Source organism: Pseudomonas sp. LBUM1670, from assembly GCF_059695695.1.
Genome location: NZ_CP166783.1, coordinates 4,859,050 through 4,877,825 on the forward strand (window position 1 = coordinate 4,859,050; position 18,776 = coordinate 4,877,825).

Annotated in this window: 18 protein-coding genes; 12 read left to right on the forward strand and 6 right to left on the reverse strand. The window is 60.3% G+C overall.

The annotated features are described in order from the left end of the window. Positions 1-161 precede the first annotated feature (161 nt). The gene (locus ACA073_RS22170; protein WP_007971093.1) at positions 162-434 is read left to right on the forward strand and encodes a TfoX/Sxy family protein; all 273 of its coding nucleotides are present in this window, start codon (positions 162-164) and stop codon (positions 432-434) included. A 15-nt stretch (positions 435-449) separates the two neighbouring features. Then, positions 450-1,250 carry a Crp/Fnr family transcriptional regulator gene (locus ACA073_RS22175; RefSeq protein ID WP_497399497.1) on the forward strand — a complete coding sequence of 267 codons (801 nt, stop codon included), beginning with the start codon at positions 450-452 and terminating at the stop codon, positions 1,248-1,250. Between the two features lie 338 nt (positions 1,251-1,588). Here the strand turns inward: ACA073_RS22175 and ACA073_RS22180 are convergent, their stop codons facing one another. The 4 genes from ACA073_RS22180 to ACA073_RS22195 are packed head-to-tail and all read right to left on the reverse strand — an operon-like array spanning position 1,589 to position 5,143. Then, a complete protein-coding gene (locus ACA073_RS22180) occupies positions 1,589-2,449 on the reverse strand; it encodes a ChaN family lipoprotein (RefSeq protein WP_497399498.1) in 861 nt (286 codons plus the stop codon). A 20-nt stretch (positions 2,450-2,469) separates the two neighbouring features. Further along, positions 2,470-3,237, reverse strand: coding sequence for a heme ABC transporter ATP-binding protein (locus ACA073_RS22185; protein ID WP_497399500.1), 768 nt, complete (start codon positions 3,235-3,237; stop codon positions 2,470-2,472). Next, a complete protein-coding gene (locus ACA073_RS22190; RefSeq protein WP_497404190.1) occupies positions 3,237-4,220 on the reverse strand; it encodes a FecCD family ABC transporter permease in 984 nt (327 codons plus the stop codon). Before ACA073_RS22190 ends, ACA073_RS22185 begins: the two co-directional genes overlap by 1 nt. A gap of 50 nt (positions 4,221-4,270) precedes the next feature. After that, positions 4,271-5,143 (reverse strand): heme/hemin ABC transporter substrate-binding protein, encoded by an 873-nt coding sequence (locus tag ACA073_RS22195; protein WP_497399502.1) that lies wholly within the window; start codon positions 5,141-5,143, stop codon positions 4,271-4,273. Between the two features lie 164 nt (positions 5,144-5,307). Here ACA073_RS22195 and ACA073_RS22200 point away from each other — a divergent pair, with 164 nt between their 5' ends. Beyond that, positions 5,308-5,625: a Rieske (2Fe-2S) protein gene (locus ACA073_RS22200; protein WP_497399504.1), complete on the forward strand. Its 318-nt coding sequence runs from the start codon at positions 5,308-5,310 to the stop codon at positions 5,623-5,625. Here ACA073_RS22200 and sfsA read toward each other — a convergent pair. Both sfsA and ACA073_RS22210 read right to left on the reverse strand, forming a co-directional pair. Beyond that, positions 5,622-6,335: a DNA/RNA nuclease SfsA gene (sfsA, locus tag ACA073_RS22205; RefSeq protein ID WP_497399506.1), complete on the reverse strand. Its 714-nt coding sequence runs from the start codon at positions 6,333-6,335 to the stop codon at positions 5,622-5,624. The genes ACA073_RS22200 and sfsA overlap by 4 nt on opposite strands. Next, positions 6,335-7,507 (reverse strand): pyridoxal phosphate-dependent aminotransferase, encoded by a 1,173-nt coding sequence (locus tag ACA073_RS22210; protein ID WP_497399508.1) that lies wholly within the window; start codon positions 7,505-7,507, stop codon positions 6,335-6,337. The genes sfsA and ACA073_RS22210 overlap by 1 nt, the downstream gene beginning before the upstream one ends. Positions 7,508-7,841: 334 nt before the next feature. On the opposite strand from ACA073_RS22210, the gene dksA reads away from it, so the two are divergent. The 9 genes from dksA to panC all read left to right on the forward strand — a co-directional run bounded on the left by dksA (position 7,842) and on the right by panC (position 18,744). Then, entirely contained in the window at positions 7,842-8,282 is a 441-nt protein-coding gene (gene dksA / locus ACA073_RS22215) for an RNA polymerase-binding protein DksA (RefSeq protein ID WP_090179905.1), read from the forward strand. 201 nt (positions 8,283-8,483) lie between these two features. Continuing rightward, positions 8,484-9,380 (forward strand): tRNA glutamyl-Q(34) synthetase GluQRS, encoded by an 897-nt coding sequence (gluQRS, locus tag ACA073_RS22220; protein ID WP_497399510.1) that lies wholly within the window; start codon positions 8,484-8,486, stop codon positions 9,378-9,380. A gap of 77 nt (positions 9,381-9,457) precedes the next feature. Continuing rightward, complete coding sequence (locus ACA073_RS22225) at positions 9,458-9,634, forward strand: hypothetical protein (RefSeq protein WP_003176118.1); 177 nt, start codon at positions 9,458-9,460, stop codon at positions 9,632-9,634. Further along, positions 9,618-12,572 (forward strand): sensor histidine kinase, encoded by a 2,955-nt coding sequence (locus ACA073_RS22230; RefSeq protein WP_497399512.1) that lies wholly within the window; start codon positions 9,618-9,620, stop codon positions 12,570-12,572. Before ACA073_RS22225 ends, ACA073_RS22230 begins: the two co-directional genes overlap by 17 nt. Before the next feature lie 22 nt (positions 12,573-12,594). Next, on the forward strand, positions 12,595-14,031 hold the full coding sequence (locus tag ACA073_RS22235; RefSeq protein ID WP_497399514.1) for a sigma-54-dependent transcriptional regulator: 1,437 nt from the start codon (positions 12,595-12,597) through the stop codon (positions 14,029-14,031). A gap of 800 nt (positions 14,032-14,831) precedes the next feature. Beyond that, entirely contained in the window at positions 14,832-16,232 is a 1,401-nt protein-coding gene (locus ACA073_RS22240) for a polynucleotide adenylyltransferase PcnB (protein WP_497399516.1), read from the forward strand. 2 nt (positions 16,233-16,234) lie between these two features. Beyond that, entirely contained in the window at positions 16,235-16,720 is a 486-nt protein-coding gene (gene folK, locus ACA073_RS22245; protein WP_497399518.1) for a 2-amino-4-hydroxy-6-hydroxymethyldihydropteridine diphosphokinase, read from the forward strand. A 366-nt stretch (positions 16,721-17,086) separates the two neighbouring features. Further along, on the forward strand, positions 17,087-17,887 hold the full coding sequence (panB, locus tag ACA073_RS22250; protein ID WP_497399520.1) for a 3-methyl-2-oxobutanoate hydroxymethyltransferase: 801 nt from the start codon (positions 17,087-17,089) through the stop codon (positions 17,885-17,887). Further along, positions 17,884-18,744, forward strand: a complete 861-nt coding sequence (panC, locus tag ACA073_RS22255; protein ID WP_497399522.1) for a pantoate--beta-alanine ligase — start codon at positions 17,884-17,886, stop codon at positions 18,742-18,744. The genes panB and panC overlap by 4 nt, the downstream gene beginning before the upstream one ends. Positions 18,745-18,776: the final 32 nt, after the last annotated feature.

The window sequence follows — 18,776 nt, forward strand, 5'->3', positions numbered from 1 at the left end:
AAGCCCGCGCCCCCATTAGTTATTTGCGTTGCCCTCCTCTACTGCATTGCCTCTTAGAAGCATTTGCTCCGAAACCGACCAAACAATCACGCTTTTCCTACTGATGGCTACACTCCTCAGAAGCTTGCCCACGCACCGTTCGGCCGTCGCAAGGAGGCTTGATGAATGATGAACTGCAGCACCTGAAGAATCTTGGCAAGACGTCGGCGCAATGGCTGCATGCCGTGGGCATCCACAGCGCCTCGGACTTGCGTCGCCTGGGTGCGGTGGATGCTTATCGGGCCGTGCGAACACGCGGGTTCCGGGCATCCAAGGTGTTGTTGTATGCGATCGAAGGCGCTTTGATGGACGTGCACTGGAACGACATTCCTGCCGAGCGCAAGGAAGCGTTGAATAAACAGCTGGAAGCTATCTCGTCACGCCACAAGAACTGAACGGGTGTAGCCGTCATGTACTTACTTGGGGAACAACCGGCCTACGCCGACGCATTGATCAACCGATTGCAGAATATTCCCGCCCGACTGCTGGAGCATTTGTCGCCTTGCGGCCCGGCGCTGGAATTGGCAGCGGTCGACAACCTGGCCGCCTTATTGCCTGGCAATCAACTGTTTGCGCTGAAAAGCGGCCTGCTGCATGGCTGTATCGACGAACGCCCACTGTTTTATCTGCATGAAGGCGATCTGGTCGGCTTGCGCCAGGACGCCGATTTGCCACGCTGTCGCTTGTGCTCGGATAGCCCACTGGCACTGACGCCGTATCTGCGATCCGACGTTTTCCAGCACATCTACGCCGACCCGGAACGCTCGGAGCTGTTCCTGCAATACCTGGCCGGCCAGACCGCGCTGTTGACCGACGCAGTCGCGCGCCTTAAACAACCCGAGTTTCGCAGCACCAACGGCTTTCAGCGTGTGGCGCGAGGCGACCTGCTGGTCCATCAGGGCGATGAGGCCGATCATGTGTTCGTCATCATCGAAGGGCACGCCGAAGCCTTTGTCGACGGACATAAAGTCGGCGATGTCCCAAGAAACGAGATCTTCGGCGCCCTGGCGGTGTTCACTGGTGAAAAGCGAAACGCCAGTGTGATCGCCAGCGAACCGAGCACCGTCATGCTGATTCCGAAAGACCAGTTTCTCACGCTGACCCGAAGCAATCCGAAGATCGCCCACGGCCTGATCGAGAGCATGGCCCAACGCATTGACCTGCTGAACAAGCAGATCACGCAGCTGAGTTCGCTCAAGCGAACACACTGAAACCCAATGATTACGGGGCTTCCCGGCAACCGGCAGGTGATTTTCAAATAAATGAAGAATCCACGGTTGACTTGGTAATGAGAATCGATATGATTAGCACAACTGGTCGCGAGACTGGTCGATATTTGAAAAGCCCTTGGTTCGGACTCTCAGATATCTCCTCATCAGGCTAATCACGGTTATTTGACCCGGCTCTTGCCGGGTCTTTTTTTGCCTGTCTGTAGGAGCCGGCTTGCTGGCGAATGCGTTCGCTCAGTCACTGCATTTATTGACAGACCCACTGCCTTCGCCAGCAAGCCGGCTCCTACAGGAGATCGGTGTAGTGCCCAACTACATACTCACTGATTGCCTTTCAGGGTTTGATCTTGGCGCATCTCGGCACAGTAATCCGGCGCCGGTGTGGCCGGTGTGTACCAGACGTAATCGGCCATCGCCGCCGTGACCTCACTGCCCTGCTGCGCCAGCATCAACACCGTGGGTTCCGGCGCTCCCAGGTCAAGTACATGAATCGGCACACCCACATCCTTGCGCGCGTGATAAGCGCCGGCAAACAGCAGCGACGGAGTGGGTGCTGCCAGCAGCCGCTCGGCCATGCGTCGATCACGTTGTTGCTGCACCGCGAGCATCGCCGGCATTTGCGAGGCGGGCAGCAGGCCGCAATGGGAATCGCTGATCTGGGCCAGCAATTCAGCCTTGACCGGTGCGGCATTGGCGCGAGCGCCGTTCAATGCCGGCGGTCTGGTGTAGAAAGCACGCACTTCGACGGTATCCAGATTGGCGGCCAGCAGTGGATACGGTTGGGTCAGGGCGAAACGGACGACCGGGCCGTAGAGATTCCAGTCCCAGCCAGGCTCCCAGGCCAATGCACCGGGCAGATCGGCGGGCAGCGTCGAGGTGTGGCGAACGTCATCTACGCGCAGTTGCTGATCCGGGGTGAGCATTTCCAGCAGCAGACTGCCTTGCGGGCGCTGCTCTCCCAGCACCTGCAATAACCAGCGTTGCAGTTCATGGTGATCGCGATTGTCATGCTGCTCACCCACGATCAACCGCGAAGGCTTGGCCAGTCGCAGCACCAGTTCCTGCGCCGTCAACGTCTGACCGCTGCGCACGTCGCGAATCTCGCCGACGACCGGTGGCGGCGTCGAAACATGCTGGCAAGCACTGAGCATCAGCACAGCCAGAATCACCATGACGCGCATGCACTCACTCCCCTCAAAACTCAGCGGGCGATAATCAGCGGATGCCCGCGCTCCGGGTGCTGTTGCACCAGCACTTCCAGCCCGAATACTGCCTTGAGCGGCTCCGGACGCAACACCTGCTCGGGTGTGTCGAGCGCTACCGGGCGCCCGCCTTCAAGCAGTAACAGGCGATCACAATAACGCGCCGCCAGGTTCAGATCATGCAGGATCACCAGCACCGCCGCGCCGCGATCAGCGAACTCGCGCACCGCTTGCAGGGTGGTGTGCTGGTGCAGCGGGTCGAGCATCGACGTCGGCTCATCGAGCAACAGCGTTTGCCCCGCTTCGCCCGGCCAGAGCTGCGCCAGCACCCGCGCCAGATGCACCCGCTGCCGTTCGCCGCCGGACAACGCCAGATAACTGCGACCACTCAGATGCCCGGCATCGGCGGCCTGTAACGCGGCGGCGACGATTTCGTCATCGCGGATCCGGCCAGTCTGATGCGGCAAGCGCCCCATACCGACGACTTCCTCGACGCGAAAGGCGAAGTCCAGGGTCGAGACTTGCGGCAATACCGCCAGACGCTGGGCTCGCTGTGCACCAGTCCAGTCACGCAACTCGCGGTCATCGAGCCACACGCTGCCATGATTCGCCGGCAACTCACCACACAAGGCACCCAGCAACGTACTTTTGCCGGCACCGTTAGGCCCCAGTACGCCGAGGACTTCCCCCGGATTGAGTTCAAGCGTGATGTCCGTCAGGACGATCTTGCGGCCCCGGCGGATTTGCAGATTTTGCGTTCGCAACATCAGGCACGCCCTCGGAGCAGTAAATAGAGGAAGAACGGTGCACCGATGAACGCGGTGACGATTCCGATCGGCAGTTCGGCGGGTGCCAGCGCCAGTCGCGCCACCAGATCGGCGAACAACAGGAGACTGGCGCCCGCCAGCACCGAGGCCGGCAACAACACCCGATGATCGGGACCTGCCAGCAGACGCACCAGATGCGGCACCACCAACCCGACAAATCCGATCATCCCCGCCGCCGCCACTGCCGCGCCGACACCCAACGCCGTGCAAAACACCAACTCGCGCTTGAGCTTTTCGACGTCGATGCCCAGGTGACCGGCCTCCGACTCTCCCAGCAGCAAGGCATTCAGGGCCTTGGCCCGACGCGGCAACCACAGCGCCACGCCGACACTGATCAGCAGCAACGGCCAGAGTCGCGAATAGCTGGCGCCATTGAGACTGCCCAGGTTCCAGAAGGTCAGCGTGCGCAGTGTCGCGTCGTCCGCCAGATAGGTGAACAGTCCCACGGCCGAGCCTGCCAGCGCCGTCAATGCGATACCCGCCAGGAGCATGGTCGCGACATTGGTTTGCCCGCTTCGCCGGCCCAGTCGATACACCAGCGCGGTCACGCCAAGGCCACCCAGAAACGCGCACAGCGATAACAGATAAGGCCCGAAGGATTCCGGCAAACCGCCAAATACGGAACCGCCGACAATCGCAATCGCCGCCCCTAATGCCGCGCCACTGGAAACACCCACTAGGCCCGGATCGGCCAGCGGGTTGCGAAACAACCCCTGCATCGCCACGCCCGACAGCGCCAGCACACCGCCCACCGCCAACCCCAGCAAGGTACGCGGCAGGCGAATTTGTCCGAGGATCAGTTCGGCCTGCTCCAGCCCGTCAGGCGCAATGGGCAAGCCGATCATGCGCAACGCCACCCGCAAGGTATCGAGCAACGGCAGGCTCACCGGCCCCAGCGCCAATGACAGCCAGATCGCCAACAAACACAGGAGGCTCAGACCCATGAACAATGCGCGGGGTTTTACCAGGATTGTCATTGGGCGACAGTGCCGGGGTAGAAACCGTCGCTGATTTTTTTCAACGCATCGGGCAACCGCGGACCGAGCCCACCCACCAGCAGCGTCGGATCAAGCTCCATGACGCGCCCGTCCCTGGCGGCGCGGGTCGAGGACAGAATCGGGTTTTCCTTGAACAACGCTGCACGCGCCGTTTCGCCGGTCAGTGCGCGATCGGCAAACACCAGCACTTCAGGATCAAGACTGATCAAGGATTCATTGGAGAAAGGTTTGTAACCGGTATGCGTCGCGAGATTGTGCCCGCCAGCCTTCTGGATCAGCCAATCGGCGGTGGTGTCTTTGCCGGCTATCAGCGGTTTGCCGCCAGCGTGACCGAGCAGCACCAGTACGCCCGGTGAAGGTTGTGTCAGTTGCGCTTTGGTGACGCGGATTTTTTGCAGATCGAGTTGCTGTCGATAAACCTGGAACAATTGCGCCGCCCGGTCCTCAGCGCCGAGCAACTTGCCCAACCGCTGCAAGTTTCCCTGCAACGTCGGCACATCCGGCTGAGCCGAGAACAGTTCGACTTGCACGCCAGCCGTGCGAATCTGCGACAGAACTGGCGGCGGGCCCATTTCTTCGGTGCCGACCAGAATTTGCGGACGTAAGCTCAGAATGCCTTCTGCCGACAGTTGCCGTTGATAGCCGATGCTGGGCAACGCCTTGAGGGATTCCGAATGCTGGCTGGTGGTATCGACACCCACCAGTTTCGATTCACCGCCCAGCGCACTGACCCACTCCGACAGGGCGCCACCGGCGCTGACCCAGCGTTGTGGCAACTCGGTCGCCGCGGCGTGGTGGCTGACGAAGAGTCCGACACACAGCGCGGCAACGCGGGTACTCAGGCGCATAAACAGCTTCCTTTAAAGTTTTCCCAGGCATTGAAGTGACAGGCCAAGTATCCTCGGCGTCCGGCACCTGCACCCGACGGGCAAGGCGGCCATTTGATAATTGTTTGCATTTGCACGTCAAGCTCGGACATGTCCGGTCACGAGCTACCGGATTGAGGATAGACATGAAGTTTCTTTGCGCAGGCGCTGAGCTGGCCGAATCCGGCAGCCGCGGTTTCGAACTCGACGGTCAGAAGCTCTTTGCCGTGCGCCGGGCCGGTCAGGTCTACGTCTACATCAACCGTTGCCCGCACCGTGGCGTCGGGCTGGAATGGACACCCGACCAGTTTCTTGACCCCAGCAACAGCCTGATCCAGTGCGCCACTCACGGCGCACTGTTCTTGATCGAAGACGGCGAGTGCGTCGCCGGCCCCTGCGCCGGCAAATCCCTGACCACCGTTGAAAGTCGCGAAGACGATCAAGGAATCTGGATCAGCCTTTAACCGCCGAGCACCACCTCCAGACGCCGGTCGATCACCATTTCCTCATGGGTCAACCGCACGCCGTAAGCCAACACCTCGACCCCGCACGCCACCGCTTCTCGCAAAGCGGCCGCGTAAGCCGAATCGATTTCCTCTGCAGGACGCACGGCATCGATGCCGGTGAGATTCACGCAATACAACTGCACCGCACGAATCCCGTCCCGGGCCAAATGAGCCAATTCCCGTAAATGCTTGGCGCCACGCTGGGTGACCGCATCGGGAAACGCCGCGACTGATGAGCCATCGAATCCCAGCGTGACGCTTTTGACTTCTACATACGCCGGCCCGCTCGGGTAATCGAGACGAAAGTCGATACGGCTGCTTTCCTGTCCGTAGGCCACTTCACGCTTCAGCTCGGTAAAGCCGTTGAGTTCGCTGATGACGCCAGCCCTGAGCGCTTCTTCGATCAAACCGTTGGCTCGGCCGGTGTTCACGCAAAACAGCCGCCCTTGAGGGGTTTCACCGATTTCCCAGGTGCCCGGCAACTTGCGTTTCGGATCATTGGAGCGACTGAACCAGACCTGCCCGCCTTCGACCTGGCAGTTGAGCATCGAGCCGGTGTTCGGGCAGTGAATGGTCAACAACTCGCCGCGAACGGTTTCGATATCGGCGAGAAAACGCTTGTAACGTCGGATCAGGCGACCTTCTTCAAGGGGAGGATGAAAGCGCATCAGCCTTGCCAGCTCTTCAAGCCGCGAGCAATGCGCTCAACCGCTTCCTGCAGGCGCGGAAGACTTTGGGTATAGGCAAACCGAACGTGATGGCCGGCCTGATAACGCCCGAAGTCGAGGCCCGGCGTGATCGCCACGTGCTCGGTTTCGAGGAAGTGTCGGCAGAACGCGAAGGCATCGCCGCCGAACTGGCTGATATCAGCGTACAAGTAGAACGCGCCTTCCGGCTCCACGGCGATGCCGAAGCCCAACTCCCGCAAGGCGGGCAAGAGGAAATCGCGGCGACGGCCGAATTCGGCTCGACGCTCTTCCAGAATGGCAATGGTCGCGGGTTCGAAGCAGGCCAGCGCCGCATGCTGTGCCATGCTCGGGGCGCTGATGTAAAGGTTCTGCGCCAGCTTTTCCAGCTCACCGACTGCCGCTTCCGGCGCTACCAGCCAACCGAGTCGCCAGCCGGTCATGCCGAAATACTTTGAAAAACTATTCAGCACGAAGGCGCTGTCGTCGACTTCCAGCACACTGGCGGCATCGGTGCCGTAAGTCAGGCCGTGATAGATCTCGTCCACCACCAGATGGCCGTGGCGTGCCTTGATCGCGGTCGACAGCCCCGCCAGTTCGTCGCGGGTCAGGATCGTCCCGGTCGGGTTGGCCGGCGACGCGACCAGCGCGCCAACGCTGTCGTGATCCCAATGACGCTCGATCAAGTCCGGTGTCAGTTGATAACGCACGTCCGGCCCCACAGGAACAAGCTGCGCCGCACCTTCCACCAACCGCAGGAAATGCCGGTTGCACGGGTAACCCGGGTCCGCCAGCAGCCAGTGTTTGCCCGGATCCACCAGCAAGGCGCTGGCCAGCAGCAACGCGCCGGAACCGCCGGGCGTGATGAGGATTCGCTGTGGGTCGATGTTCAAACCGTAACGTTGTTGATAGAAGTTTGAAATCGCCTCGCGCAGCTCGGGGATGCCGCGGGCGGCGGTGTAACGGGTCTTCCCCGCCGTCAATGCGGCTTGGCCGGCCCGGATGATCGGCTCGGCGGTGGTGAAGTCCGGTTCGCCGATTTCCAGGTGGATCACGTCGTGGCCAGCGGCTTGCAGTTCGTTGGCCCGCGCCAGTAGCGCCATGACATGGAACGGTTCGATCGCGCGACTGCGGGCACTGTAGGACTGAGCCATTAGCCTTCCTTCAACAGGGTAAAAAAACCGATTCTACCCAAGGGCAGGAACGAGCGAGAACCTAAAGCGGTCAGACGCGTTATGACCCTGGCCACAAACGACTCATGCGAGTGCGCAAGGTTTGACTAAAATCATTAATTGATCAGGTCTCCAGCACCACCAGACAAGGCTTTGCAATCATTTGCACTCGCCTCGGGCCACTACCTCGACATCCGGGAGTAGCGCGGTCCGATTTGATCTGGTAAGTTCGCCCGCTTGCAGCCGCAGGGCCGGCAGGTGTCGGTGATGGAGCAATCCTGCGCAATGGATTACAAGAGTAGAGGCGGTCTATTTCATGTCCACCCAAGCAAAGCAGCAAAATCAGTCGATCAGCGGCTTCGAACCCTACAAAGAAGTAAAGGGCGAGGAGTACATGGGCAAACCCATGCGCGCTCACTTCACCAAGATCCTGAACAAGTGGAAACAGGACTTGATGCAGGAAGTCGACCGCACGGTTGATCACATGAAGGACGAAGCGGCCAACTTCCCTGACCCGGCAGACCGTGCCAGCCAGGAAGAAGAATTCAGTCTTGAATTGCGCGCCCGCGACCGTGAGCGCAAGTTGATCAAGAAGATCGACAAGACGCTGCAACTGATCGAAGACGAAGAATATGGCTGGTGCGAGTCCTGCGGCGTCGAAATCGGCGTCAAGCGACTGGAAGCCCGCCCTACCGCCGACATGTGCGTTGACTGCAAGACCCTGGCGGAAATCAAGGAAAAGCAAGTCGGCAAGTAATTGCGACTTGAACGAAGAACGGAGCGTGCGAACGCTCCGTTTTTGTTTCCGCAATTCGCCCCGACACAAAACCTGTGGGAGCGGGCTTGCTCGCGAATGCGGTCTGACATTCAAAATTGATGGTGTTTGACACACCGCTTTCGCGAGCAAGCCCGCTCCCACAAGTGACTTGTGCACGCCCGGACAACGTAAATTGCCCTTATGACCGCCATCGCCTCCCCCGCCTACATCGGACGCTTCGCCCCCACGCCAAGCGGCCATCTGCATTTCGGTTCGCTGGTCGCAGCGCTGGCCTCGTACCTCGACGCGCGTGCGGTGGGCGGTCGCTGGCTGATGCGCATGGAAGACCTCGATCCGCCACGGGAAGTACCCGGCGCGCAGGCGGCCATTCTCAAGGCCCTTGAAAGCTACGGTTTCGAGTGGGACGGCGAAATGGTCCGACAGAGCGACCGGCACGACGCCTACGCCGAAGTGCTCAATCGCCTGTTCAATCATGGCCTGGCCTACGCCTGCACCTGCTCGCGAAAACAGCTTGAGCCCTGGCACGGCATTTATCCGGGCCTGTGCCGCAATGCCGGCCATGGCACTGAAGACGCCGCGATTCGCCTGCGCGTCCCCGAGCTGGAATACCATTTCATCGACCGGGTGCAAGGTGAGTACCGGCAACACCTGGGGCGTGATGTTGGCGATTTCGTCATCCGTCGCCGCGACGGGCTCTACGCCTATCAGCTGGCGGTGGTGCTCGATGACGCCTGGCAAGGCATCACCGACATCGTCCGTGGCGCCGACTTGCTCGACTCCACGCCACGTCAGCTCTACCTGCAAGAACTGCTGGGCTTCCCGCAACCGCGCTATCTGCACATCCCGCTGATTACTCAGCCCGATGGCCACAAGCTCGGCAAGTCCTACCGTTCACCGCCGCTGACCGAAGACCAAGCCACGCCGCTATTGCTGCGTGCATTGCGCGCACTCGGGCAGAATCCGGGCGCCGAACTGGCATATGCCACCCCACGTGAAGTGCTGAACTGGGGCATCGTCCACTGGGATGCACTGAAGATCCCGCGCACACTCAACCTGCCCGAAGCGCAACTACAGTGATCACACTTGCAGTGGCGCGCCCATCCGTTACCATCGCCGCACGTTTTCGGGCACGCGCATAAAAAAGAGAGGCCGGGATGTACATCTATCGCTTGGTCCTGCTCCTGGTAGTGGGGATTTATCTGTTCTCCCCGGCCATCATGGATTGGTGGATCGACGCCACTGGCGCCTGGTATCGCCCTTATCTGCTCTGGCTGATTCTGATCGTCGTGACCTTCATCCTGCAGAGCCAAAAAGATGCCGATGAGCTTTAGCCTGACCCAGATGATCCTGATCAGCGCCGCCTATCTGGCGGTGCTGTTCGGCGTAGCCTGGATCAGCGAACGGGGCATGATCCCCCGGGCGATCATTCGCCACCCGCTGACGTACACCCTGTCGCTGGGTGTTTACGCCAGTGCCTGGGCGTTTTACGGCACCGTGGGCCTGGCTTATCAGTACGGCTACGGTTTTCTGTCCAGCTACCTCGGGGTTTCCGGGGCATTTCTGCTGGCGCCGGTGTTGCTGTATCCGATCCTGAAGATCACCCGCACCTATCAACTGTCGTCGCTGGCTGACCTGTTCGCGTTCCGTTTCCGCAGCACCTGGGCCGGCGCACTGACCACGATTTTCATGCTGATTGGCGTGCTGCCATTACTGGCGTTGCAGATTCAGGCGGTGGCCGACTCCATCGGCATTCTCACCCGCGAGCCCGTGCAACATCGTGTAGCCCTGAGCTTCTGCGCACTGATTACGCTGTTCACCATTTTCTTCGGCTCGCGCCACATCGCCACCCGCGAGAAACATGAAGGCCTGGTGTTCGCGATTGCGTTTGAGTCGGTGATCAAGCTGATCGCGCTTGGCGGCGTTGGCCTCTATGCGTTGTATGGCGTGTTCGACGGTCCGCAACAGCTGGAACTGTGGCTGCTGCAAAACCAGACCGCCCTCGCCGCTTTGCACACGCCATTGCAGGAAGGCCCGTGGCGTACGCTGTTGCTGGTGTTCTTCGCCTCGGCGATCGTGATGCCGCACATGTATCACATGACGTTTACCGAAAACCTCAACCCGCGCTCGCTGGTCAGTGCGAGCTGGGGCTTGCCGCTGTTTCTGCTGCTGATGAGTCTGGCCGTACCGCTGATTCTCTGGGCCGGGCTGAAACTCGGCGCCACCACCAACCCGGAATACTTCACGCTGGGCATCGGCATTGCCGCCAACAGCAAGGCGTTGGCGCTACTGGCCTATGTCGGTGGATTGTCGGCCGCCAGCGGGCTGATTATCGTCACCACCCTCGCACTGTCCGGGATGGCGCTGAACCACCTGGTGCTGCCGCTTTATCAGCCACCGGCTGAAGGCAACATCTATCGCTGGCTGAAATGGACTCGCCGGGCATTGATTGTCGCGATCATCATGGCCGGTTACGGTTTCTACTTGCTGCTGGGCACCGAACAGGATCTGGCCAACCTCGGCATCGTCGCGTTTGTGGCGACATTGCAGTTCCTGCCAGGCGTGCTGTCCGTTCTGTATTGGCCGACCGCCAACCGTCGCGGCTTCATCGCCGGTTTGCTGGCGGGGATTCTGGTGTGGCTGGTGACGATGCTGTTGCCGCTGGTCGGCAACCTGCAGGGGTTCTACATTCCGCTGCTGAACATGATTTACGTGCTGGACGACACCAGTTGGCACATGGCCGCGATCGCTTCGCTGGCCGCCAACGTGCTGATGTTCACCCTGATTTCGCTGTTCACCAACGCCAGCCCCGAAGAGGCCAGCGCCGCCGAAGCCTGCGCCGTGGACAACGTGCGTCGCCCGCAACGCCGCGAACTGCACGCCGCCTCGCCGCAGGAATTCGCCACGCAGCTTGCAAAACCATTGGGCGCCAAAGCCGCGCAGAAAGAAGTCGAACAAGCGCTACGCGATCTCTATCTGCCATTCGACGAGCGCCGGCCTTATGCCTTGCGCCGCTTGCGCGACCGGATCGAAGCCAACCTCTCCGGCCTGATGGGGCCTAGCGTGGCGCAGGACATGGTTGAAACCTTCCTGCCTTACAAGGCCGGCGGCGAAAACTACGTGACCGAGGACATTCACTTCATCGAAAGCCGCCTCGAGGATTACCACTCGCGCCTGACCGGCCTGGCCGCTGAACTCGATGCCCTGCGCCGCTATCACCGCCAGACCCTGCAGGAATTGCCGATGGGCGTCTGCTCGCTGGCCAAGGATCAGGAAATCCTCATGTGGAACAAAGCCATGGAGGAGCTGACCGGGATTGCCGCGCAACGCGTGGTCGGTTCGCGCCTGAGCACCATCGCCGATCCGTGGAAAGAATTGCTGCGAGGCTTCATCAATCTGCCCGACGAGCATTTGCACAAGCAGCATCTGGCCCTCGATGGTCAGACTCGCTGGCTGAACCTGCACAAAGCGGCGATCGATGAACCGCTCGCACCGGGTAACAGTGGCCTGGTATTGCTGGTGGAGGACCTGACCGAAACCCAGATGCTCGAAGACAAGCTGGTGCACTCCGAACGCCTGGCCAGCATTGGTCGACTGGCGGCCGGCGTGGCCCATGAAATCGGCAACCCGATCACCGGCATCGCATGTCTGGCGCAGAACCTGCGCGAAGAACGTGAAGACGATGGCGAGCTAAAGGAGATCAGCGGGCAGATCCTGGAGCAGACCAAACGCGTGTCGCGCATCGTTCAATCGCTGATGAGTTTTGCCCATGCCGGCAGCCATCAGCACAGTGACGAGCCCGTCTGTCTGGCCGAAGTGGCCCAGGATGCCATCGGTTTGCTGGCCCTGAACCGACGCAATTTCGAAGTGCAGTTCTACAACCTGTGCGACCCCGAACACTGGGTCGAAGGCGATCCGCAGCGCCTCGCCCAGGTACTGATCAATCTGCTCTCAAACGCCCGTGACGCCTCGCCTCCCGGCAGCGCGGTGCGGGTCAAAAGCGAAGCCGGCGAACACACGGTCGACCTGATCGTGGAAGACGAAGGCAGTGGTATTCCGAAGAACATCATGGACAGATTGTTCGAACCTTTCTTCACCACCAAGGATCCTGGCGAAGGCACCGGTCTGGGCCTTGCACTGGTCTATTCCATCGTTGAAGAGCATTATGGACAAATCACCATCGACAGCCCGGCTGATGTTCAAAGCCAACGCGGCACCCGTATCCGGGTGACCTTGCCGCGTCATGTCGAAGCGACGTCCGCTGTGAACTGAGACCGTCGAGAGTATCGAATCAATGCCGCACATTTTGATCGTCGAAGACGAAACAATTATCCGCTCCGCTTTGCGCCGCCTGCTGGAACGCAACCAGTACCAAGTCAGCGAAGCCGGTTCAGTGCAGGAAGCACAAGAACGCTTCACCATTCCCACGTTCGACCTGATCGTCAGTGACCTGCGCCTGCCTGGCGCGCCGGGCACCGAGTTGATCAAACTCGGCCAGGGCACGCCGGTGCTGATCATGACCAGCTACGCCAGCCTGCGTTCGGCGGTCGACTCGATGAAGATGGGCGCGGTGGATTACATCGCCAAACCTTTCGACCACGACGAAATGCTCCAGGCCGTCGCGCGCATCCTGCGTGACCGGCAATCGGTGCAGGCCAGCGGTGAACCTGCCGTCGGCAAAGCCGCCAATGGCGCGGCGAAACCAGGTATCGACAACAGCAACGGCGAAATCGGCATCATCGGCTCCTGCCCGCCGATGCAGGATCTGTACAGCAAGATCCGCAAAGTCGCGCCGACCGACTCCAATGTCCTGATCCAGGGCGAATCCGGCACCGGTAAGGAACTGGTGGCGCGCGCGCTGCACAACCTGTCCAGACGCGCCAAGGCACCGATGATTTCGGTGAACTGCGCAGCCATTCCGGAAAGCCTGATCGAGTCCGAACTGTTCGGCCACGAAAAAGGCGCGTTCACTGGCGCCAGCGCTGGCCGCGCCGGTCTGGTGGAAGCGGCGGACGGCGGCACCTTGTTCCTCGACGAGATCGGCGAACTGCCGCTGGAAGCCCAGGCTCGCTTGCTGCGCGTGTTGCAGGAAGGCGAAATTCGCCGGGTCGGTTCGGTCCAGTCGCAGAAAGTCGATGTGCGTTTGATCGCCGCGACTCACCGGGACCTCAAGAGCCTGGCGAAAATTGGCCAGTTCCGTGAAGACTTGTATTACCGCCTCCACGTCATCGCCCTGAAATTGCCGGCCCTGCGCGAACGCGGGGCAGACGTCAACGAAATCGCCAATGCCTTCCTGGCGCGGCAGAGCGCGCGGGTCAACCGCACCGACCTGAAGTTTGCCCCGGACGCCGAGCAAGCGATTCGTCACTACTCCTGGCCGGGCAACGTGCGCGAGCTGGAAAACGCGGTCGAGCGTGCGGTCATCCTGTGCGAAAGCCCGGAGATCTCCGCCGAGCTGCTGGGCATCGACATCGAGCTGAGCGACCTGCAAGACGACGAGTTCATCGGCCTGCCTCCGCAACAGGGCAACGGCGCCGGCAACAGCAATCATGAGCCGACCGAAGACCTGTCCCTGGAAGACTACTTCCAGCACTTCGTCCTCGAGCATCAGGACCACATGACCGAAACCGAGCTGGCGCGCAAACTCGGGGTCAGCCGTAAATGCCTGTGGGAGCGCCGGCAGCGCCTGGGTATCCCGCGACGCAAGACCGGGGTGGCCAGCGAAAGCTGAACGTCACCTGTACGGTGCGCGGGTAACACATGACTTTGTGAAAAAACTGTTACCTGATTTTTTGCACGTAACAGAAGCCGGGGCTTACGGTAACGAAGCCCCGGTTTTTTTTGGCCTCGAACACCCCCATCAGACGGTGCAACCCCTTGTTTTGCTGGGGATCGCAAAAGTTGGCACGCACCCTGCTATATGTTTGGTACAAGAACAATAACAAGCAATGCACAAGACAATAAAAATAAGACGAATCGACTCACGCACAATAAAAACAAGACGGCGAGAGGCGCAGCTAACTGATTCTTTTGGAGAGGCGTTGTATTTGGGGTTCGCCCCACGACCAGGCCGAGAACAACAAAAACTGTCCTGAGACAGAGCCTGAACTGGTTGGATCGCAAGATCACTGCAGCACAGCGACCAAAGCAATCCGTTTGCTCTTGGCTCCCGATTGGGAGGGTCATGAAGGAAATCTTCATGACGCGGGCACGCAACAAAAACAAGAAGCCCGAAACCAATAACAAAAATAGAACCTGCAACTACTTCTTGGGGAGCTTCGGCTCCCCTTGTAGTTTCTGCCTTTTGAAAACCCCGCCTCACTGTAGGAGCGAGCTTGCTCGCGAAAACCGTAAGGACACCGTGGGGTATCTGGTTCTACGCGTAATCGTTCACGTCTTTCGCGAGCAAGCTCGCTCCTACAAGTCATATTTGCTGCGTCCTACACCATCCCCCGACTAAATGCTAGAATCCCCGCCCATCATGCGGTCATTCTTCGTTATGGCCGAACATTCCTTCAAACAGTGCATCCCATGCTGAAGAAGCTGTTCCAGTCATTCCGTTCTCCCAAGCGTCATACGCAACACATCCGCAGCACGCCTGAAGTGCTTAACAGCGGCCAACATTCGCTGCAAAAGGCGCAATTCAGCCGTTACGCGGTGAATATCGTCGAACGCCTGCAGAACGCCGGCTACCAGGCTTATCTGGTCGGCGGTTGTGTGCGTGACATGATGCTCGGCATCACGCCAAAAGATTTCGACGTCGCCACCAGCGCCACGCCTGAACAGGTTCGCGCCGAATTCCGCAATGCGCGGATTATCGGTCGTCGATTCAAACTGGTGCATATCCACTTTGGCCGCGAAATCATCGAAGTCGCGACGTTCCGCGCCAATCACCCGCAAAACGACGAAGAGGAAGACAGCAACCAGTCTTCCCGCAACGAGAGCGGGCGTATCCTGCGCGATAACGTCTACGGCACGCTGGAAGAAGACGCGCAACGTCGCGACTTCACCATCAATGCCTTGTATTACGATCCGGTCAGCGAACGCATTCTCGATTACGCCAACGGCGTACACGACATTCGCAATCACCTGATCCGCCTGATTGGCGATCCGAAGCAACGCTACCAGGAAGACCCGGTGCGGATGCTGCGGGCCGTGCGTTTCGCCGCCAAGCTGAATTTCGGCATCGAAAAACACAGCGCCCTGCCGATCCGCGACCTGGCACCGATGCTGCGCGAGATCCCGTCGGCCCGGCTGTTCGAAGAAGTGCTCAAGCTGTTCCTTTCCGGCCATGCCGCGGACACGTTCGAGATGCTGGTCGACTTGCAGTTGTTCGATCCGCTGTTCCCGGCCAGTGCCGAGGCGCTGGAATACAACCCGACGTACACCCACACCCTGATCAGCGAAGCGCTGATCAACACTGACCTGCGGATCAAACAGAACAAACCGGTGACCCCGGCATTCCTGTTTGCCGCCCTGCTGTGGCCTGCCCTGCCTGCCCGCGTGCTGCGCTTGCAGGATCGTGGCATGCCGCCGATTCCGGCGATGCAGGAAGCGGCGCACGAGCTGATTGCCGAACAGTGCCAGCGGATCGCGATTCCAAAACGCTTCACCATGCCGATCCGTGAAATCTGGGACATGCAGGAACGTCTGCCGCGCCGCAGCGGCAAACGCGCCGACCTGTTGCTGGACAACCCGCGGTTCCGCGCCGGTTACGACTTCCTGCTGCTGCGCGAAAGCGCCGGCGAGCAGACCGATGGCCTGGGCGAATGGTGGACGGACTATCAGGACGCCAACGAAAGCGAACGTCGTGACATGATCCGCGACCTCAGCGGCAAGGACGACGGCGCCGGTGCGCCACGCAAACGTCGCCGCAGCGGTGGCGCCAAGCGCAAACGCGCGGCCGGCGCACCGAGCACCACGGGCGAGTAAGCATGGAACGCATCTACATCGGCATGGGCAGCAATCTGGCTGACCCCGCCGAACAACTGCGCAGCGCCGTCGATGCGCTGGCGCGGTTGCCGCAGACCGGACTGGTCGGGGTTTCCGCGTTTTATCAGAGCGATTCTCTGCTGCCCGGCCAGCCGCGCTACACCAACGCAGTGGCCGCCCTCGACAGCACGCTCCCGCCATTGGAGCTGCTTGATGCGCTGCAAGCTATCGAGAACGGACAGGGTCGCGAGCGTCTTGAGCGCTGGGGGCCGCGCACGCTGGATCTCGATATTCTGCTGTTCGGCGATCGACTGATCGATGAACCCCGCCTCAAGGTTCCCCACTACCAGATGCAGGAACGCGCGTTCGTTCTGTATCCGCTGGCCGAACTGGCGCCGGCGGAATTGCGTTTGGCGGATGGCCGCAGCCTGAAGGAATTGCTCGCAGACTGCCCGTTCGTCGGGCTGGAACGCCTCTCCCTGAATTAAAAAAATCCCTGTGGGAGCGGGCTTGCTCGCGAAGGCGGTGTGTCATTCAGCATCATTGTGGACTGACACACCGCCTCCGCGAGCAAGCCCGCTCCCACACTGGTTTTTGTGGCGAACACAAGATCTGCGGCTGCTGAATCGCATCAGTAACTCCGGTAACACCCCCTCCGTAACAACGCGGTAACACACGCAATTGACTTCCCGAGTTCTCCTCACGACTATAGGCGTCCCGCTGCCGCCAACACGGCGTTGAAGGGCGCAATCCAGGCCTTAAAAGCACGACAACAGACCGTGCGCCTGTATTTAACGAAGAATCACGCGCGTTACTCGCAGTAGTTTCCACAGCGCCTGAATGAGGATCTTTTCATGCCAGCCATCACCCTGACCACTCTGCAAGGTCTCAAGCAAAAAGGTGAAAAAATCACCATGCTGACCTGCTATGACGCGACCTTCGCCCACGCCTGCAATGAGGCTGGCGTCGAAGTGCTGCTGGTGGGCGACTCCCTCGGCATGGTTCTGCAAGGTCACGACAGCACCCTGCCGGTGACCACCGCCGAAATGGCTTACCACGTCGCGTCCGTCAAACGCGGTAACAGCGACGCGTTGATCCTCGCTGACCTGCCTTTCATGGCCTACGCCACCATCGAACAAACCATGAGCAACAGCGCCCTGTTGATGCAGGCCGGCGCGCACATGGTCAAGGTCGAAGGCGCACTGTGGCTGGCGGACTCGATCCGTCTGCTGGCCGAGCGCGGCATCCCGGTGTGTGCGCACATGGGGTTGACGCCGCAATCGGTGAATATACTCGGCGGTTATAAAGTCCAGGGTCGCAATGAAAACCAGGCACGGCAGATGCGTGCCGATGCGATCTCCCTCGAACAGGCGGGCGCGGCGATGTTGCTGCTCGAGTGCGTGCCGAGTGAGCTGGCCGAAGAAATCACCCAGGCCGTGAAGATCCCGGTGATCGGTATCGGCGCCGGCAGCGGCACCGACGGCCAGGTGCTGGTGCTGCACGACATGCTGGGCCTGTCGATCACAGGCCGGGTACCGAAGTTCGTGAAGAACTTCATGACCGGACAACAAAACATTCAAGCGGCACTTGGCGCTTATGTCGCCGAAGTCAAAGCAGTCACTTTCCCTGGTATCGAACACGGATTCTCTGCATGAACACCGTAAAAACAGTACGCGAACTGCGGGCCGCCGTGGCCCGCGCCCGCAACGAAGGCAAGCGCATTGCCTTCGTGCCGACCATGGGCAACCTGCACAGCGGTCACATTGCACTGATTGCCAAAGCCAGCCAACGGGCGGATTTCGTGGTCGCGAGCATTTTCGTCAATCCGCTGCAATTCGGCGCCGGTGAAGACCTCGACAAGTACCCGCGCACCCTCGCGGCCGATCAGGAAAAACTGCTCCAGGGCGGTTGCCATTTGCTGTTCGCGCCGACCGTTGAAGAAATGTACCCCGACGGCATGGCCGGCCAGACCCGCGTCAGCGTTCCGCAACTGTCCGAAGGCCTGTGCGGTGCCAGCCGTCCGGGGCATTTCGAAGGTGTGGCGACGGTGGTCAGCAAACTCTTCAACATGGTTCAGCCGGATCTGGCGATCTTTGGCCAGAAAGACTTCCAGCAACTGGCGGTGATTCGCGCGCTGGTGCATGACCTGAACATGCCGATCCAGATCATTGGCGAGCCGACTGTGCGTGCGGCCGATGGTTTGGCGCTGTCGTCGCGCAATGGGTTTCTCAGCGAAGAACAGCGGGCGGTTGCGCCGGTTGTTTATCGCACGCTGTTGTCGATTGCCGAGTCGATCAAACAAGGTGATCGCGATTACCCGACATTGATCGCGGCACAACAGCAGCAACTCGAAGCCGCAGGCTTGCGTACCGATTACCTGGAAATCCGCCATGCGCTGACGTTGCGTCCTGCCACTGCGGAAGATCGGGACCTGGTAATTCTGGTGGCGGCGTTCCTCGGCACCACCCGGTTGATCGACAACCTGCACCTGAACCTCGACACGACCGCATAAACACTACAGAACCAGTGTGGGAGCGGGCTTGC

Bases quoted from the DNA above. Each gene is read 5' to 3' on its own strand.
- ACA073_RS22210 (WP_497399508.1), bottom strand. From the start codon at position 7,507: ATGGCTCAGTCCTACAGTGCCCGCAGTCGCGCGATCGAACCGTTCCAT.
- ACA073_RS22170 (WP_007971093.1), top strand. From the start codon at position 162: ATGAATGATGAACTGCAGCACCTGAAGAATCTTGGCAAGACGTCGGCG.
- ACA073_RS22195 (WP_497399502.1), bottom strand. From the start codon at position 5,143: ATGCGCCTGAGTACCCGCGTTGCCGCGCTGTGTGTCGGACTCTTCGTC.
- ACA073_RS22180 (WP_497399498.1), bottom strand. From the start codon at position 2,449: ATGCGCGTCATGGTGATTCTGGCTGTGCTGATGCTCAGTGCTTGCCAG.
- panB (WP_497399520.1), top strand. From the start codon at position 17,087: ATGCCAGCCATCACCCTGACCACTCTGCAAGGTCTCAAGCAAAAAGGT.
- ACA073_RS22235 (WP_497399514.1), top strand. From the start codon at position 12,595: ATGCCGCACATTTTGATCGTCGAAGACGAAACAATTATCCGCTCCGCT.
- folK (WP_497399518.1), top strand. From the start codon at position 16,235: ATGGAACGCATCTACATCGGCATGGGCAGCAATCTGGCTGACCCCGCC.
- ACA073_RS22185 (WP_497399500.1), bottom strand. From the start codon at position 3,237: ATGTTGCGAACGCAAAATCTGCAAATCCGCCGGGGCCGCAAGATCGTC.
- panC (WP_497399522.1), top strand. From the start codon at position 17,884: ATGAACACCGTAAAAACAGTACGCGAACTGCGGGCCGCCGTGGCCCGC.
- ACA073_RS22200 (WP_497399504.1), top strand. From the start codon at position 5,308: ATGAAGTTTCTTTGCGCAGGCGCTGAGCTGGCCGAATCCGGCAGCCGC.
- ACA073_RS22230 (WP_497399512.1), top strand. From the start codon at position 9,618: ATGCCGATGAGCTTTAGCCTGACCCAGATGATCCTGATCAGCGCCGCC.
- dksA (WP_090179905.1), top strand. From the start codon at position 7,842: ATGTCCACCCAAGCAAAGCAGCAAAATCAGTCGATCAGCGGCTTCGAA.
- ACA073_RS22225 (WP_003176118.1), top strand. From the start codon at position 9,458: ATGTACATCTATCGCTTGGTCCTGCTCCTGGTAGTGGGGATTTATCTG.
- ACA073_RS22240 (WP_497399516.1), top strand. From the start codon at position 14,832: ATGCTGAAGAAGCTGTTCCAGTCATTCCGTTCTCCCAAGCGTCATACG.
- gluQRS (WP_497399510.1), top strand. From the start codon at position 8,484: ATGACCGCCATCGCCTCCCCCGCCTACATCGGACGCTTCGCCCCCACG.
- sfsA (WP_497399506.1), bottom strand. From the start codon at position 6,335: ATGCGCTTTCATCCTCCCCTTGAAGAAGGTCGCCTGATCCGACGTTAC.
- ACA073_RS22175 (WP_497399497.1), top strand. From the start codon at position 450: ATGTACTTACTTGGGGAACAACCGGCCTACGCCGACGCATTGATCAAC.